Source organism: Streptomyces sp. NPDC107521 (genome assembly GCF_055598485.1).
Genome location: NZ_JBVKAT010000002.1, coordinates 281,426 through 296,382 on the forward strand (window position 1 = coordinate 281,426; position 14,957 = coordinate 296,382).

Annotated in this window: 10 protein-coding genes and 1 pseudogene; 3 read left to right on the forward strand and 8 right to left on the reverse strand. The window is 73.3% G+C overall.

Going from position 1 to position 14,957, the window contains the following annotated elements; genetic code table 11:
• Positions 1-174: 174 nt before the first annotated feature.
• The gene (gene clpB / locus ACZ7LB_RS04370) at positions 175-2,772 is read right to left on the reverse strand and encodes an ATP-dependent chaperone ClpB (protein ID WP_471465322.1); all 2,598 of its coding nucleotides are present in this window, start codon (positions 2,770-2,772) and stop codon (positions 175-177) included.
• A 571-nt stretch (positions 2,773-3,343) separates the two neighbouring features.
• Positions 3,344-3,679, reverse strand: a complete 336-nt coding sequence (locus tag ACZ7LB_RS04375; protein WP_471465323.1) for a hypothetical protein — start codon at positions 3,677-3,679, stop codon at positions 3,344-3,346.
• Positions 3,680-3,974: 295 nt separating this feature from the next.
• Here ACZ7LB_RS04375 and ACZ7LB_RS04380 point away from each other — a divergent pair, with 295 nt between their 5' ends.
• Together ACZ7LB_RS04380 and ACZ7LB_RS04385 are read left to right on the forward strand one after the other, a co-directional pair.
• Entirely contained in the window at positions 3,975-4,988 is a 1,014-nt protein-coding gene (locus tag ACZ7LB_RS04380; RefSeq protein ID WP_471465324.1) for a helix-turn-helix transcriptional regulator, read from the forward strand.
• 460 nt (positions 4,989-5,448) lie between these two features.
• Positions 5,449-6,434: pseudogene (locus ACZ7LB_RS04385) on the forward strand (helix-turn-helix transcriptional regulator).
• Here the strand turns inward: ACZ7LB_RS04385 and ACZ7LB_RS04390 are convergent.
• On the reverse strand, positions 6,388-7,431 hold the full coding sequence (locus tag ACZ7LB_RS04390) for a helix-turn-helix transcriptional regulator (RefSeq protein ID WP_471465601.1): 1,044 nt from the start codon (positions 7,429-7,431) through the stop codon (positions 6,388-6,390). The pseudogene ACZ7LB_RS04385 and the gene ACZ7LB_RS04390 sit on opposite strands and share 47 nt — an antisense overlap.
• A 315-nt stretch (positions 7,432-7,746) precedes the next feature.
• Between ACZ7LB_RS04390 and ACZ7LB_RS04395 the strand changes: the two genes are divergently transcribed.
• Positions 7,747-8,484 carry a LuxR C-terminal-related transcriptional regulator gene (locus tag ACZ7LB_RS04395; protein ID WP_471465325.1) on the forward strand — a complete coding sequence of 246 codons (738 nt, stop codon included), beginning with the start codon at positions 7,747-7,749 and terminating at the stop codon, positions 8,482-8,484.
• 785 nt (positions 8,485-9,269) lie between these two features.
• Here ACZ7LB_RS04395 and ACZ7LB_RS04400 read toward each other — a convergent pair.
• The 5 genes from ACZ7LB_RS04400 to ACZ7LB_RS04420 all read right to left on the reverse strand — a co-directional run bounded on the left by ACZ7LB_RS04400 (position 9,270) and on the right by ACZ7LB_RS04420 (position 14,778).
• Positions 9,270-9,725, reverse strand: a complete 456-nt coding sequence (locus ACZ7LB_RS04400; RefSeq protein WP_471465326.1) for a heat shock protein transcriptional repressor HspR — start codon at positions 9,723-9,725, stop codon at positions 9,270-9,272.
• A 4-nt stretch (positions 9,726-9,729) separates the two neighbouring features.
• Entirely contained in the window at positions 9,730-10,908 is a 1,179-nt protein-coding gene (dnaJ, locus tag ACZ7LB_RS04405; protein WP_471465327.1) for a molecular chaperone DnaJ, read from the reverse strand.
• Positions 10,909-10,941: 33 nt separating this feature from the next.
• The gene (grpE, locus tag ACZ7LB_RS04410) at positions 10,942-11,601 is read right to left on the reverse strand and encodes a nucleotide exchange factor GrpE (RefSeq protein ID WP_161229534.1); all 660 of its coding nucleotides are present in this window, start codon (positions 11,599-11,601) and stop codon (positions 10,942-10,944) included.
• Positions 11,598-13,436 carry a molecular chaperone DnaK gene (gene dnaK, locus ACZ7LB_RS04415; protein ID WP_471465328.1) on the reverse strand — a complete coding sequence of 613 codons (1,839 nt, stop codon included), beginning with the start codon at positions 13,434-13,436 and terminating at the stop codon, positions 11,598-11,600. Before dnaK ends, grpE begins: the two co-directional genes overlap by 4 nt.
• Before the next feature lie 94 nt (positions 13,437-13,530).
• Positions 13,531-14,778, reverse strand: a complete 1,248-nt coding sequence (locus ACZ7LB_RS04420) for an MraY family glycosyltransferase (RefSeq protein WP_471465329.1) — start codon at positions 14,776-14,778, stop codon at positions 13,531-13,533.
• Between the last annotated feature and the right edge of the window lie 179 nt (positions 14,779-14,957).

The following is a 14,957-nucleotide window of genomic DNA, read 5'->3' on the forward strand; positions in this document are numbered from 1 at the left end:
TCAGGCCATCCTCCCCCATGCGGGGAGGGGGGTGGCAAGCCCGCCGCACGCCCGCCGGGGCAGGAAGGCTCGATCCGGCCGCCCGCGCCGGACACCGGACGCCCCGCGCGGGTGTCCCCGCGAGGGGCGCCGGCACCCGGCCGGGCGCACGGGCCGCGCGCCCGGGGGAGCGGGCTACAGGGTCTTGCCCCCGGCCGGGCCCACGATCAGCTCGTCGCCGAAACGGTCGACGCGGACCGTGTCGCCGTCCTTGATCTCCCCGGCGAGGATCTCCCGGGCGAGCCGGTCGCCGATGGCGGTCTGCACCAGGCGGCGCAGCGGCCGGGCGCCGTAGGCCGGGTCGTTGCCCTCGTCGGCGAGCCACTCCAGGGCCCCGTCGGTGACCTCCAGGGTGAGCCGCCGGTCCGCGAGCCGCCGGGCCAGGGCCTCGGTCTGGAGCCGCGCGATCCGGCCCAGCTCCTCCTTGCTGAGCGCGGAGAAGACCACGAGGTCGTCCAGCCGGTTCAGGAACTCCGGCTTGAAGGAGGCGCGGACGACCTCCAGCACCTGCTCCCGCTTCTCCGCCTCCCCGGCCACCGGGTCGACCAGGTACTGGCTGCCCAGGTTGGAGGTGAGGACGAGGATGGTGTTGCGGAAGTCGACCGTGCGGCCCTGGCCGTCGGTGAGCCGGCCGTCGTCGAGGACCTGGAGGAGGATGTCGAAGACCTCCGGGTGGGCCTTCTCCACCTCGTCCAGCAGCACCACGGTGTACGGGCGCCGCCGCACCGCCTCGGTGAGCTGGCCGCCCTCCTCGTAGCCGACGTAGCCGGGCGGGGCGCCGACCAGCCGGGCCACGCTGTGCTTCTCGCCGTACTCCGACATGTCGACGCGGACCATGGCCCGCTCGTCGTCGAAGAGGAAGTCGGCGAGCGCCTTGGCCAGTTCGGTCTTGCCGACGCCGGTCGGGCCGAGGAAGAGGAAGGACCCGGTGGGCCGGTCGGGGTCGGCGATCCCGGCGCGGCTGCGCCGCACCGCGTCGGAGACGGCCCGGACGGCCTCGCCCTGGCCGATGAGGCGCCTGCCCAGCTCGTCCTCCATCCGCAGCAGCTTCTGGGTCTCGCCCTCCATCAGCCGTCCGGCGGGGATGCCGGTCCAGGAGGCGACGACGTCGGCGATGTCGTCCGGGCCGACCTCCTCCTTGACCATGGTGTCCCGGGCGGCCTCCTCCTCGGCCTCGGAGGCGGCCTCCAGGTCGCGCTCCAGGGCCGGGATCTCGCCGTAGAGCAGCTTGGAGGCGGTGTCGAAGTCGCCGTCGCGCTGGGCGCGTTCGGCCTGGCCGCGCAGTCCGTCGAGCCGTTCCTTCAGCTCGCCGACGCGGTTGAGGGACTGCTTCTCCTTCTCCCAGCGGGCCGTGAGGCCGCGCAACTCCTCCTCCTTGTCGGCGAGATCGCGGCGCAGCCGTTCCAGGCGCTCGCGGGAGGCCGGGTCGGTCTCCCTGCCGAGGGCCAGCTCCTCCATCCTCAACCGGTCGACGGCGCGCTGGAGTTCGTCGATCTCCACCGGCGAGGAGTCGATCTCCATGCGCAGCCGGGACGCGGACTCGTCGACCAGGTCGATGGCCTTGTCGGGCAGGAAGCGGGAGGTGATGTAGCGGTCGGAGAGGGTCGCGGCGGCCACCAGCGCGCTGTCCGCGATCTGCACCTTGTGGTGGGCCTCGTAGCGGCCCTTGAGTCCGCGCAGGATGGCGATGGAGTCCTCCACGCTCGGCTCCGCCACCAGCACCTGCTGGAAGCGGCGCTCCAGGGCGGGGTCCTTCTCGATCCGCTCCCGGTACTCGTCGAGGGTGGTCGCGCCGACCATGCGCAGCTCGCCGCGGGCGAGCATCGGCTTGAGCATGTTCCCGGCGTCCATGGCGGAGTCGCCGCCCGCGCCGGCGCCGACGACGGTGTGCAGCTCGTCGATGAAGGTGACGACCTGCCCGTCGGAGTCCCTGATCTCGGCGAGGACGGTCTTCAGCCGCTCCTCGAACTCGCCGCGGTACTTGGCGCCCGCGACCATGGCGCCGAGGTCCAGGGAGACGAGCCGCTTGTTGCGCAGCGACTCCGGCACGTCGCCCTTGACGATGCGCTGGGCGAGCCCTTCGACGACGGCGGTCTTGCCCACGCCGGGCTCGCCGATGAGGACGGGGTTGTTCTTGGTGCGGCGGCTGAGCACCTGCACCACGCGCCGGATCTCCTGGTCGCGTCCGATGACCGGGTCGAGCCGGCCCTCGCGGGCGGCGGCGGTGAGATCGGTGCCGAACTTCTCCAGCGCCTTGTACTGCCCCTCGGGATCGGCGGTGGTCACGCGGCGCCCCCCTCTCGTCGTACGGAATGCCTCCTGGAGCCGCTTCGCTCCGGCGCCCTGCTCCTGGAGCACCTCACCGGCCGCGCCGCCCTTGGCCGCGATGCCGATGAGCAGGTGCTCGGTGGAGAGGTACTCGTCGCCCAGCTCCCGGGCGCGGGCCTGCGCGTCCGCGACCACGGCGAGCATCTCGCGGCTGGGCTGCGGCGGGGCGACCGTGGACCCGGTCACGCTGGGCAGCCCGGCGAGGATGCGCTCGGCGCCGGAGCGCACGGCCGCGAGATCGGCCTCGGCGGCGGCGAGCAGATCGGTGATGTTCTCGTTGTCCTGCCCCTGGAGCAGAGCCAGGAGCAGGTGGGCGGGGGTGAGGTCGGGGTGACCCTCGGTCACGGCCCGGCTGCTGGCCGCGTTGATCGCGTCCCGGCTCCGGTTGGTCAGCTCGGCGTCCACGGTCCGGTTCTCCTCCTGTGTCCTCGGGCTCGGCTGCGTCTCCCAGTGCTGACTCAGCCAGCGTGCACAAACTTGAGTCTATTCCACTCAAGGCCGTTCCGGCACGGTCCCCTGCCCAACGACACCGGAACCGTTCCGGAACACGGCCGCGCCGCGGCACCGGGGGGGGCGGTGCCGCGGCCGGACCGCGAGGGAGGGGTACCCGCCGGACGCGGGGACGAAGAGGGCGGGGCCCGTGGCGGACGGGCCGCACGGCGGAGGGGGAGGGCGCGGGCGGTCCGGAACGGGCGCGGGCCGGGAGCGCCGACGGAACGCGCGGGCGCGAGCGGGAGGAGCGCCGGGCGCGAGGGGTTTTCCGGCCATTGCCGGGACGGATGCCGGCGGCGGGGCCCGGCGCGGGGGCACGGAGGAGCCCGGCAGGGGCCGCCGGGGGACCGGGCGGGGAGGGGGCCGAAGGACCCGGAGCGGGCGAAGCCGTCCGAAAACAACAGCGGCGTCACCGTGTTCAGGTCACGGTGACGCCGCTGCGGGGGGAAGCACCTGAGCGATGTGTTGCGACGGGGGAATCGCGTCAGGCACTGCGGGGGGTGGCTGTGGTGGCCCTCGTACCGGAGGTCTCGGGCTGGGGGAGACTCTGGTCCCGCTGGTCGAGGTTCACGAAGATCATTCCGTACCGGATGGCGCACCGCACCGGCTGCGGCGCACCCCGGGGCCGTCGCAGGCACCGGTAGGCCCGCACGTCGCCGTCCTCGTCCAGGGTGACGACGACCGGCTCGCCGAAGACGGTCACCATGAGCGAGTCACCGGGGTGGGGGATCGCGGTGACCAGGTCGATGAAGTGCCAGCCCGAGCGGTACGCGGTGGCCATCTCTCGCCGGAAGGAACGGTCGTCGGGTGGAGTGGTCATCGCGATCAGTCCCACACGGTGTCGGCCGGAAGGGCCACCGGCCCACCGCCCTTGATAGCGGTCGCCACGGAGTGAGCACCGTCCGCTCCGTGCTCACCACTCGCCCCGCTCGAGAGGCCGGCCGGCACACCGAAGGCCACGATGGCGGAGAAGGTGGCAACCAACACCGAGCGAAGCATTCTCATACGCATAGTCGGCTTCGTCCTCACTTGATGGTCCCTCATTCCCCCGTCCGATAAGACGATGGCTCATTCAGGCACATCATGGCCACACAATCAGTGCATCATGTTCCTGCATGTTCAGGACCCTGGGGGGTGGATATTCAGTGCCAAAAGGGACGAATCCGGAGCATCCCCATTCGCCGTCCAAGCTCTGCCCGCAGGGCAGCCGCCTCTACGCAGACGCCCTCAGGGCCGGCCGCGTGCTCAGAGCCGACGTCGAGGCCGCTCCGTGCCTGGTGGACCAGGCATTGCTGCGCCTCGACCCGGATGACGACGAATGGATGCGTCCCGTTCCACCCTCGATCGCCCTCGCCCAGCGGCTCCATCCGATCGAGCGTCAGATCCACGAGCACCACCAGCGGTCCATCGCCCTGGCGGAGCTGTTCGAACCGTTCATGGGCATCAGTGCCCAGGGGAGCAGTCCCGCCCACTCCATCACGGTCCTGGAGGGACTGGACCGCATCAACGCGGCCCTCGACCTCGCCACGGCGCAGTGCCACACCGAGGTGCTGAGCGTGCAGCCCAGCAGCCACCGCCGCCCCGAGAAACGCCTGATGGAGGGGCTGGAACGGGACAGGCCGCTGATCGAACGCGGTGTGCGCATCCGGACGCTCTACCAGCACACCGCCCGCTACAGCCCCGACCGGCTGGCCTACGCCGACCAGTTCACGGACGGGAAGGTGGAGTACCGCACCATCGACGAGCTGGTGGAACGCCTCATCATCTGCGACGAGACCGTGGCGTTCATCCCCGTCCGCGAGGACCGACAGGTCGCCCTGGAGCTGCGCCACCCCGGACTCGTCCAGTACCTCGTCCGCGTCTTCGAGTTCATCTGGAACCGGGCCGTGCCGCTCAGCGCCGGAGCGCCCTACGAGGCCGACTCGGGCGGCATCACCGAGATCCAGCACTCCATCGCCAAGCTCCTCGTCGAGGGCTACGTGGACGAGGCCATCGCCCGCCGCCTGGGGATGAACGTCCGCACCTGCCGCGCCCACATCGCCAAGCTGGCCCATCTCCTGGGCAGCGGCAGCCGGGCCCAACTCGGCTATCTGATAGCCCAGTCCGGAATCCTCAGAAAGGACGACTGAGCCCCGGGAGGAGCGCCCCGCGTGACCGCCGAGGCCCACCGCGACGCACCGGACGGGCCGTGCGACACCGGCCACGCCCTCCGCACCGCCGCGCCGCGCCGCGCCGCGCGAAGCGCCCCGCCCCGTTCCCGGCGTGGCGACGGCCCCGCCACCGCGCGCGCCCGGCCACGGCCCGCCCGGTCGCCCCCGCCCGCGCGCCGTCCCGCGCCCCACCACCCCGGCCGCCACCGGCGGGCCACGAGCCGTCCCCGCCACGCGCCCCGGCCGCACCGCCCCGTACCGGCACACCGTCGCCCGCCACCCCGCGGGCCGCGGAGAGACGATCATTCCGGAGCGGCCCCGCGGAACCGTCCGCACCGCCCGCTCCCGCACCGCCGTACCCGCCGCCACCCGCGGCGGCGGGCGCCGCACACCCGCGGCCACCGCACGGCGGACCCACCACGACCGAGGAGGGGAACCGATGACAGGCCCACATCCGGCTCACGGACCCGAAGAGGTGTGCGCCGCGGGCATGCGGCTGTACCGGAGGCACTGAAGGACGGGCACCTGGCGGTACCGGACGCCGGCGCGGCCCCCTGTCTGCTCACGTCCGGTCTGCTCCACCCGGCGCCCCTGCGCCCCGGCATGCTCGAACCGGCCCCTCCGGTCGCCGCGCTGCACGGCCTGCTGCGCGCCTCGGGCCGGCGCATCGCCGACGAACGGCGCCGCGAGGAGCGACTGGTGGAGGAGTTCGGCCCGCTCCTGGACGAGATGTCCGACACGGGGGCGGGCGCCACCACCCTGCTGCCGGTCTCGGGCAAGGAGCGGATCAGCCGGGCCATCACCGAGGCGCTGTCCCAGGCCACCGAGCAGGCCCTGACCATCCAGCCCTACCTCGGCTCCAACGCCCCGCCCGTCCAGGACAGCGAACGGTCCCTGGCCCGGGACCAGGCGTTCCTGGACCGCGGCGGCCGCATCCGCACCCTCTATCAGCACACGCACCGTCACGCGCCGCACGTCCTCGCCCGCTACGAGCGCCTCACGGGTGACGTCCAGGCGCGCACCCTCGACGAGGTCACCGAGCGGCTGATCGTCGTGGACGGCACCGTCGCCTTCATCCCCGCCGGCTCGGACCGCTCCACCGCGCTGGAGGTCCGCCACCCGGCCCTCATCGCCTACTTCACCAACACCTTCGACCGGCTCTGGCAGTTGGCCGTCCCCATGCACCCCCGGCCCGTGCGGCGGGCCACGCTCAACGGCGTCACTCCGCGCCAGCGCGCCATCGCCAGCCTCCTCGTCGAGGGCCACACCGACACCGTGATCGCCGACCGCCTCGGCATGAACGTCCGGACCGCCCGCGTCCACATCGCCAAGCTCGCGGCCACCCTCGGCAGTGAGAGCCGGGCCCGGCTCGGCTACCTCATAGGACGGTCGGGGATTCTGGAACAGGCGCCCGGGGCGCCGTGACGATCGGAGCCGCCGGATGCGGACCGTCCAGGCCCACCTGGGCGATCCGCACACCGAGCTGGGTCCTGCTGGCCGCGCCCAGCGTCTCCGAGAGACGGGCGATGTGGGTGCGGGCCGTCCGGACGCTGATCCCCAGCCGCTCCGCGATCACCGCGTCCTGGTGGCCCTCGGCCAGCAGCGCCGCGATGGACCGCTCGCGGTGGGAGATGCCCTCGATCCCGGTGTCCGGGAGCGGCGTGGTCAGCGGGATCGCCAGCCGCCACATCCGCTCGAAGACGGTGGCCAGGTAGGAGATCAGCGCCGGGTGCCGCAGCTCCAGCGCCATCGTGCAGTCGGCGTTGGCGGGGATGAAGGCCACCGTGCGGTCGAAGAGGATGAGCCGGTCCAGGACCTCGTCCAGGGTGCGGGCCTCCACCGTGTCGCCCATCAGCTCCAGGTAGTTGAGCAGCCCCTGACCGTGCCGGGCCACATGGGTGTACAGGTCCCGCATCCGCACCCCCCGGCCGCGCAGCGCCAGCGCCCGGTGCAGTCCCTCGGACAGCTCGGCCTCCCGCCGGATGCCGCCGGGCTGCACCGTCAGCACCTCCGTCGTGCAGACCCTGGTCGCCTCGTCCATCGCGGCCTGGATGCGGGAGAGCCCGTCCAGCACCCTGATCGCCGTGCCCTCCGCTGCGGCCGGCGTCCGTAGTGCCCCGCCCAGCCCCGCGTACGCCTCGAACGCCTCCACCGCCGAACCCACCCGCCGCTGGCTGGCGCTGACCTCGTCGTACACCTCGCGCAGCAGCCGGGTCATCACCTCCTGCGGCGACGTCGGCACCAGCCAGTCCATGTCGTCCGGGTCGGGGTGCAGCAGCGCCAGTTCCAGCAGACAGGGCACCGGCTCCGCGTCGGCCCGCGGGACCCGCCCACGCCGCACGGCACGGGAGTACACATGGTCCCCGGCCCGGCACAGCCGGTCGGCACCGTGGGGATGCTGCTCCGTTCCGCGCTCGGCCATCGCCCATCCCACCCCCGGTTCCGGCTCCTTCCGCAGCGCAACTATGCGCGGCCGGGACGGGGTCCGCAACACGGCTTCACCCCGGCGGGCAACGGACATATGCCGAAACGGGCTTCTTTGTACGTCCTCCCCTTCTCCTCGTTGCAACAAGCTGAAGGTGTTGGGGCGGTGGGCGGACCCTGCATGCTGACCACCGGCGGCGCCGGGCCCGTTCCCGCCCGCGCACCCGCCCGGGGCACCCGCCCGGACCGATGCCGGGGCGCCGCCGCGAGCTGTCGACGGAGTGACCGGGAGGGACCGACCATCGTGATACGCGTGAGCGTTCTCGGCTCTGAACCGCTGGAACGGGCCGGGGTCAGGCGCGCCCTGGAGGAGGACGGCAGGGCACGGGTCGTCGGCGAGACGGCGGCGGCCACCCCGCACCTGCTGCGGACGCACCGCCCGGACGTGCTGGTCAGCAGCCACAGCCGCCCCGAACAGGCCCTGGACGTCCTCCGGTTGTCCAGAGCCTCCGCGGCCCCGGAACCCGCGGGCCTCCCGGCCCCGGCCCATGTGGTCCTCACCGGCGGACTGTCCGAACACTCCACGCGGATGCTGCTGCGCCACGGGGCCCGGGGGACCCTGCTGCGCCGCCACGCCATGCGGCACCTGCCGTGGGCGGTGCGGGCGGCCGCCGCCGGGACCGTCGTGCTCGGCCCCGCCGCCGCGCGGTTCCTGGTCGACCAGTACGTCCACCCCGGTCACACGGCGGACGCGGTGGCGGCGGCGCGCACCCTGCTCGACCGGCTGAGCTCCCGCGAGCACGAGATCGTACGGCTGCTGGCGGAGGGCGCCTCGAACCCCGGTGTGGCCAGGACCCTGGGGATCAGCCCCCACACGGTCAAGGACCACATCCGCGGGGTGTACGCCAAACTGGGCGTGGACAACCGGGTCCAGGCGTCCCGCGTCGTCTGGCAGGCCCAGGTCCCCTCCCGGCCGCCCGCCCCGTGCCCGCCGGACCACCGGCCGTCGTCGCGGGCACCGTGGGTGATCGGTCCGAGGAGGAGCGGCTGAGGGCCACGGGCATCGCGGGCCGGAGGGAGGAAGGCCCGTCCTCCGGCAGGTACCTGAAATCGGTGAACACTCCGGGGCGAAGTGTTCACCGATTTCGTACCCTGCCCCCCGCGGTGTCCTTCGCAGTCCTGCGAGCGGGCCGTCGGCCGGAGCGGGATCCCCGCCCGCACCGCGCCGGGCGGCTGCGGGCCCGACTCAGCCGTTCCGGGGACGCCACACCCGTCCCGCCACGGCCACCGACCGCGCCCCCCACCGCCAGCGCGGCCAGCCGGTCGGCGGAGTCGGCCATCAGGGGCACGGTCATGTACCGGGGCGCACCGTCCCGGCCGCGTCGCCCCTGCGGGCGTAGAGGCGTATCCCGGCCGAGCGCTCCAGCTCCACCGCCCGTGCCGGACCCGCCGCGGGCACCCCGCACCCAGCTCCCGCCGGACCGGGCACGGCCAGGGCCCGCGCCCTCTCACCCGCGTCCCGCTCGAAGGCCGCCTGGTCCCCACGGGACCGGCGGGAGGGGCGCGTCGGGGGTCAGCGGCTCGATGTGGACGACGTCGTACTGACGGCCGCCGAGGCTCCCCAACGACGCCCGCCGCTGGACGGTGGCGGAACCGGCGTCGGCGAAGAGGGCGACGTACCCGGCGGTCCGGAACGCCGCCCGCCCCATGCGCGGCAGGCGCCGTCGCGGTCCGGTGGGCCTCGGGCCGGCCGGGCCCCCGCGCGCGAAGGGCCCGACGGTCCGTGATCGGATCGTCGGGCCCACGAAGCCGCGGCAGCACGCCGGCGGCGCGGCGTCAGTCCGGCTGCTGGGTCTGCCTCCTGGGCCGCCACACGACCAGCGCGCTGGTCTGCTGGACCTCCTGGTACGGCACCAGGTCCCGGCGGTAGGAGGCGTGCACCGCCGCCTCGCGCTGCCGCATCGCGGTCGCGGCGCCCTCCACGGCGTCCGCCAGCTCCGCCACCCGCGCCTGCAACGCGGCGACCTGGTTCTCCAGTTCGATGATGCGCTTGATGCCGGCCAGGTTGATCCCCTCGTCCTGCGACAACTGCTGCACCTGGCGGAGCAGTTCGATGTCGCGGGCCGAGTAGCGCCGGCCGCGCCCGGCCGCCCGGTCCGGGGAGACCAGACCGAGGCGGTCGTACTGGCGCAGGGTCTGCGGGTGCAGGCCGGAGAGCTGGGCCGCCACCGAGATGACGTAGACCGGGGTGTCCTCGGTCAGTTCATACGGATTACGCCGACGACCGTCCATCTCCTCATGCTCCCTTCGCGGCCTGGAACAGCTCCGCGCGCGGATCCTCGTCCGCGCTCGCCTCGCGATACGCCTCCAGCGCGTCACGAGCCTTCCCCGTCAGGTCCGTCGGAACACTCACCTCGACGGTGACGAGGAGATCGCCGCGCGAACCGTCCTTGCGGACCGCGCCCTTGCCCCGGGCACGCATCGTCCGGCCGTTGGGCGTGCCCGCCGGCAGCTTCAGGGTGACCGGCGGCCCGCCCAGGGTGGGCACGCGCACCTCGCCGCCGAGCGCCGCCTCGGTGAACGTGACGGGCACGGTGACGGTGAGGTTGTCGTCCCGGCGGCCGAAGACGGGGTGCTCCTTGACGTGGACGACCACGTACAGGTCGCCCGCCGGACCGCCCCGCTCCCCCGGCGCGCCCTTGCCGCGCAGCCGGATGCGCTGCCCGTCCGACACCCCCGCGGGGATGCGGACCTGCATCGTCCGGGAGGACTTGGCCCGCCCGGAGCCCTTGCAGATGTCGCAGGGGTTCTCCGCGATCAGGCCGCGGCCCTTGCAGTCCGGACACGGGTCGGTCAGCGAGAAGCCGCCGCCCGAGCCGCGGGCGACCTGCCCGGTGCCGACGCAGGTCGGGCACACCCGGGGGGTGCCGTTCTTGTCGCCGGTGCCCGAACAGGCCTTGCAGGGCTGCTGGGACGACATGCGCAGCGGCACCGTCGCCCCCTCGATGGCCTCGGTGAAGCTGAGGGTGACCTCCGACTCCACGTCCTGGCCGCGCCGCGGCTGGGTGCGGGCGCCGGGCCCGGCACCGCCCCGGTTGAACAGGCCCCCGAAGACGTCACCGATCCCGCCGCCGAAGCCGCCGGCCCCGCCCCCGCCCTGGGCGCCCCCGAAGAGGTCGCCCAGGTCGAAGTTGAAGTTGCCGCCGCCCGCGCCCGGCCCGGGGCGGAAGCCGCCGTTGCCGAACAGGGTGCGGGCCTCGTCGTACTCCTTGCGCTTCTTGGGGTCGCCGAGGACGTCGTTCGCCTCGGAGATCTCCTTGAACCGCTCCTCCGCGCGGGCGTTGCCCTTGTTGGCGTCCGGGTGGAACTCGCGGGCGAGCTTCCGGTACGCCTTCTTGATCTCGGCCTCGGTGGCGTCCTTGGGGACGCCGAGAACCTTGTAGTAGTCCTTCTCGATGAAGTCCTTGGTACTCATCCCCGACGTCCCTCCTTCCTCCTGGTGTCCGGCTCAGCCCTCGTCCGGGCCACCGTTCCCCTTGCTCTCCGCGGCGTCGGAACCCGGCTCGCCGTTCTCCTCGGACTTGGCCGCCTGCGCTCCGGGCTGCGGCTCGGCCACCCCCACCCGCGCGGGGCGGATGGTGCGCTCACCGATGCGGTACCCGGGCTGCAGGATCGCCACGCACGTCGTCTCCGTGACGTCCGGGGCGTAGGAGTGCATCAGGGCCTCGTGGATCGTCGGGTCGAAGGGCTCGCCCTCCTTGCCGAACTGCTGGAGGCCCATCTTGGCGACCACGGTCTCCAGCGACTCGGCGACGGACTTGAACCCGCCGACCAGTTCGCCGTGGTCCCGTGCGCGGCCGATGTCGTCCAGGACGGGCAGCAGTTCGCCCAGGAGGTTCGCCACGGCGACCTCCTTGACGGCGACGCGGTCCCGCTCGACCCGGCGACGGTAGTTCTGGTACTCGGCCTGGAGGCGCTGGAGGTCCGCCGTGCGCTCGCCGAGCGCCGTGCGTGCCTGGTCCAGCCGGGCCACCAGGCCCGCGGTCTCGCTAGCGTCCCCGGCCGGGGCCGTCTCCTCGTCGGAGGCGGCCTTCGGCTCGGCGGCGTCAGGGGCGGCGCCGGAAGGGACGTCGGACTTCTCGTCGAAGCCCGGGGTCTCCTCCGTCACGCCGCACCGTCCTTGCGCTCGTCGTCCACGATCTCGGCGTCGACGACGTCGTCGTCGGCCGCCTTGTCACCGGCGCCGGGGGCACCGCCCGCGGCCTGCGCACCTGCGTCGGCGTAGAGGGCCTGGCCGAGCTTCTGGGAGACGGCGGCGACCTTCTCGGTGGCGGTGCGGATCGCGGCCGAGTCCTCGCCCTTGAGCTTCTCCTTCAGCTCCGACAGGGCGGTCTCGACCTCGGTCTTCACCTCGCCGGGGACCTTGTCCTCGTTGTCCTTGAGGAACTTCTCCGTCTGGTAGACGAGCTGCTCGCCCTGGTTGCGGCTCTCGGCGGCCTCACGGCGGCGGTGGTCCTCCTCCGCGTACTGCTCGGCCTCCTGGCGCATCCGGTCGACCTCGTCCTTCGGCAGCGAGGAGCCGCCGGTGACGGTCATCTTCTGCTCCTTGCCCGTGCCCAGGTCCTTGGCGGTCACGTGCATGATGCCGTTGGCGTCGATGTCGAAGGAGACCTCGATCTGCGGGACGCCGCGCGGCGCCGGCGGCAGACCGGTCAGCTCGAACATCCCGAGCTTCTTGTTGTACGCCGCGATCTCGCGCTCGCCCTGGTAGACCTGGATCTGGACGGAGGGCTGGTTGTCCTCGGCGGTGGTGAAGATCTCCGAGCGCTTGGTCGGGATCGTGGTGTTCCGCTCGATCAGCTTGGTCATGATGCCGCCCTTGGTCTCGATGCCGAGGGACAGCGGGGTGACGTCGAGCAGCAGGACGTCCTTGACCTCGCCCTTGAGCACACCGGCCTGGAGCGCGGCACCGATCGAGACGACCTCGTCCGGGTTGACGCCCTTGTTGGCCTCCTTGCCGCCGGTCATCTCCTTGACCAGCTCGGCCACGGCGGGCATGCGGGTGGAGCCGCCGACCAGGACCACGTGGTCGATCTCGGAGAGCTGGATGCCGGCGTCCTTGATGACGTTGTGGAACGGCGTCTTGCAGCGCTCCAGGAGGTCGGCCGTGAGCTGCTGGAACTGGGCGCGGGTGAGCTTCTCGTCCAGGTGCAGCGGGCCCTCGGCGGAGGCCGTGATGTAGGGCAGGTTGATCGTGGTCTCGGTGGACGAGGACAGCTCGATCTTGGCCTTCTCCGCCGCCTCGCGCAGGCGCTGGAGGGCCATCTTGTCCTTGGAGAGGTCCACGCCGTGGCCGGAGTGGAACTGCTTCACCAGGTAGTCGACGACGCGCTGGTCCCAGTCGTCGCCGCCGAGGTTGTTGTCGCCGTTGGTGGCCTTCACCTCGACGACGCCGTCGCCGATCTCCAGCAGCGAGACGTCGAAGGTGCCGCCGCCGAGGTCGAAGACCAGGATGACCTGCTCGTCCTTGTCCAGGCCGTACGCCAGCGCGGCGGCGGTCGGCTCGTTGACGATGCGCAGGACGTTCAGGCCCGCGATCTCGCCGGCCTCCTTGGTGGCCTGGCGCTCGGCGTCGTTGAAGTACGCCGGGACGGTGATGACGGCGTCCGTCACCTTCTCGCCCAGGTAGGCCTCGGCGTCCCGCTTCAGCTTCTGGAGCACGAAGGCGCTCATCTGCTGGGGGTTGAAGTCCTTGCCGTCCAGGTGGATCTTCCAGTCGGTGCCCATGTGGCGCTTGACCGACCGGATGGTCCTGTCGACGTTCGTGACCGCCTGGCGCTTGGCGACCTCTCCGACGAGCACCTCACCGTTCTTGGCGAAGGCGACGACGGACGGCGTGGTCCTGGCGCCCTCGGCGTTGGTGATGACGGTGGGCTCGCCGCCCTCCAGAACGCTGACGACCGAGTTGGTGGTGCCCAGGTCGATGCCGACCGCACGTGCCATGGTGAATTCCTCCAGTTGACTTGAGTGGAACAGGCTCAAGTGTGCACGAGACCCGGCGACCGGTCAACAGAGGTGAGCGCAGGGGGCTCAACTCTTATCCGTTCCTTACACGCAATGACGTGCTGACCTGGGCCTCTTCCCGGGGTCCGCCCTGACGAACCGGGAAATTCGCCCGCCGGAGGGACCGGGCGACCGCCCCCCGGGCCACCCCTCCGGACGCCCCGGGCACCTTCCCGGAGCCCTCCCCGACCCCGGTCCCGGCCGCAGCCCCGACCGAGGCTCCGGCACCGCTCCCGGCCCCTGCCCCGGCCCCGCTCCCGGTCCCGGCCGGAACGCCGACGACGGTGGCGTACACCGGGGTCCCCGGCCGCCGCGCCCCGTACACCCGTACCCGCAGCAGCCCCAGCACGCCCAGCGCCGCGACCCCCGCCACGGCCCACGGCACGACCGCGCCGTCCGCCCGGCCGGTGTGCGCCAGGACCCCGGCGAGCACCCCGCCGGACGCCGCCGCCCCGAGGACGGCGACCGCGCCGCGCGGGGTGAGCCCGAGCCGCCGCAGCCGGTGGGGCAGGTGGTCGGGGGCGCCGCGCAGCAGGGGGCGCCCGGCCAGCCGCCGGGAGAGGAGGACGAGGACGGCGTCGGCGCTCACCGTGGCGGTCAGCGCGAACAGCACCCCGGCGCCGCCGCCGGGACCGTGCCCCGCCGCCGCGAACACCGCCGCCGAGGCGAGCAGGAACCCGGCGAAGAGCGAGCCGCACGCCCCGAGGGCGATCCGCGCGGGATGCCAGTTGTGCAGCAGGAAGCCGGTCAGCGCCGCCCCGAGGACGCTCAGCAGCACCGCGAGCCCGTCCATCAGCTCCGCCGCCGCGCAGGCAGCCACGCCGAAGGCGGTCACCACGGCCACCGTCCCGGCCGAACCGTCGCCGTGGTCCAGCCCCCGGAAGGCGGTGGCGACCGCCGCCACCCAGAGCGCCGCCAGAGCGCCGCCGGCCACGCCCGTCTCCCCGTACGGCATCACCCAGGCGGCGGCCAGGGCCGCGCCGGCGCACAGCCAGCGCCGCCGCAGCCGCCAGAGGTCGGCGGCCAGCCCGAGCGAGGCGACGGCCGCCCCGGCCGCCAGCAGCCGCCCGACGCCGGTGCCGAGGGGCACCAGGCCGCTGACGTCACCGGCCCACGCCACCAGTCCGGTGACGAGGACGACGGCCGCACCGCCGAGCAGCGGCACCGGCCGCCGTCGGCGCCGGTCGAGGAGACCGAGGCGCAGGGCGGGGCCCCGCAGCGCCCCGGCCAGCAGGGCGGCGAGCAGGAAGGAGGCGATGGCGGCGCTGATCCCGTAGAGCACCGCCCCAAAATATGCACAAAGGGGGCGAATATCATGATGTGCGACGAACTGCCTGTCCGGAGCGGCGTGGCGCCGCCCGCGGACCCGCCCGGCACGCCGGCCACCCGCCCCGGACGGCGCCCCCGACGCCCGCCGCGGGCGCCTCGGCGACACAGATCACGGGACTCCTGGCTACAGTG

Bases quoted from the DNA above. Each gene is read 5' to 3' on its own strand.
- ACZ7LB_RS04380 (WP_471465324.1), top strand. From the start codon at position 3,975: ATGTTCAGGACCCTGGGGGGTGGATATTCAGTGCCAAAAGGGACGAAT.
- ACZ7LB_RS04400 (WP_471465326.1), bottom strand. From the start codon at position 9,725: ATGGACGGTCGTCGGCGTAATCCGTATGAACTGACCGAGGACACCCCG.
- dnaK (WP_471465328.1), bottom strand. From the start codon at position 13,436: ATGGCACGTGCGGTCGGCATCGACCTGGGCACCACCAACTCGGTCGTC.
- ACZ7LB_RS04390 (WP_471465601.1), bottom strand. From the start codon at position 7,431: ATGGCCGAGCGCGGAACGGAGCAGCATCCCCACGGTGCCGACCGGCTG.
- ACZ7LB_RS04375 (WP_471465323.1), bottom strand. From the start codon at position 3,679: ATGACCACTCCACCCGACGACCGTTCCTTCCGGCGAGAGATGGCCACC.
- dnaJ (WP_471465327.1), bottom strand. From the start codon at position 10,908: ATGAGTACCAAGGACTTCATCGAGAAGGACTACTACAAGGTTCTCGGC.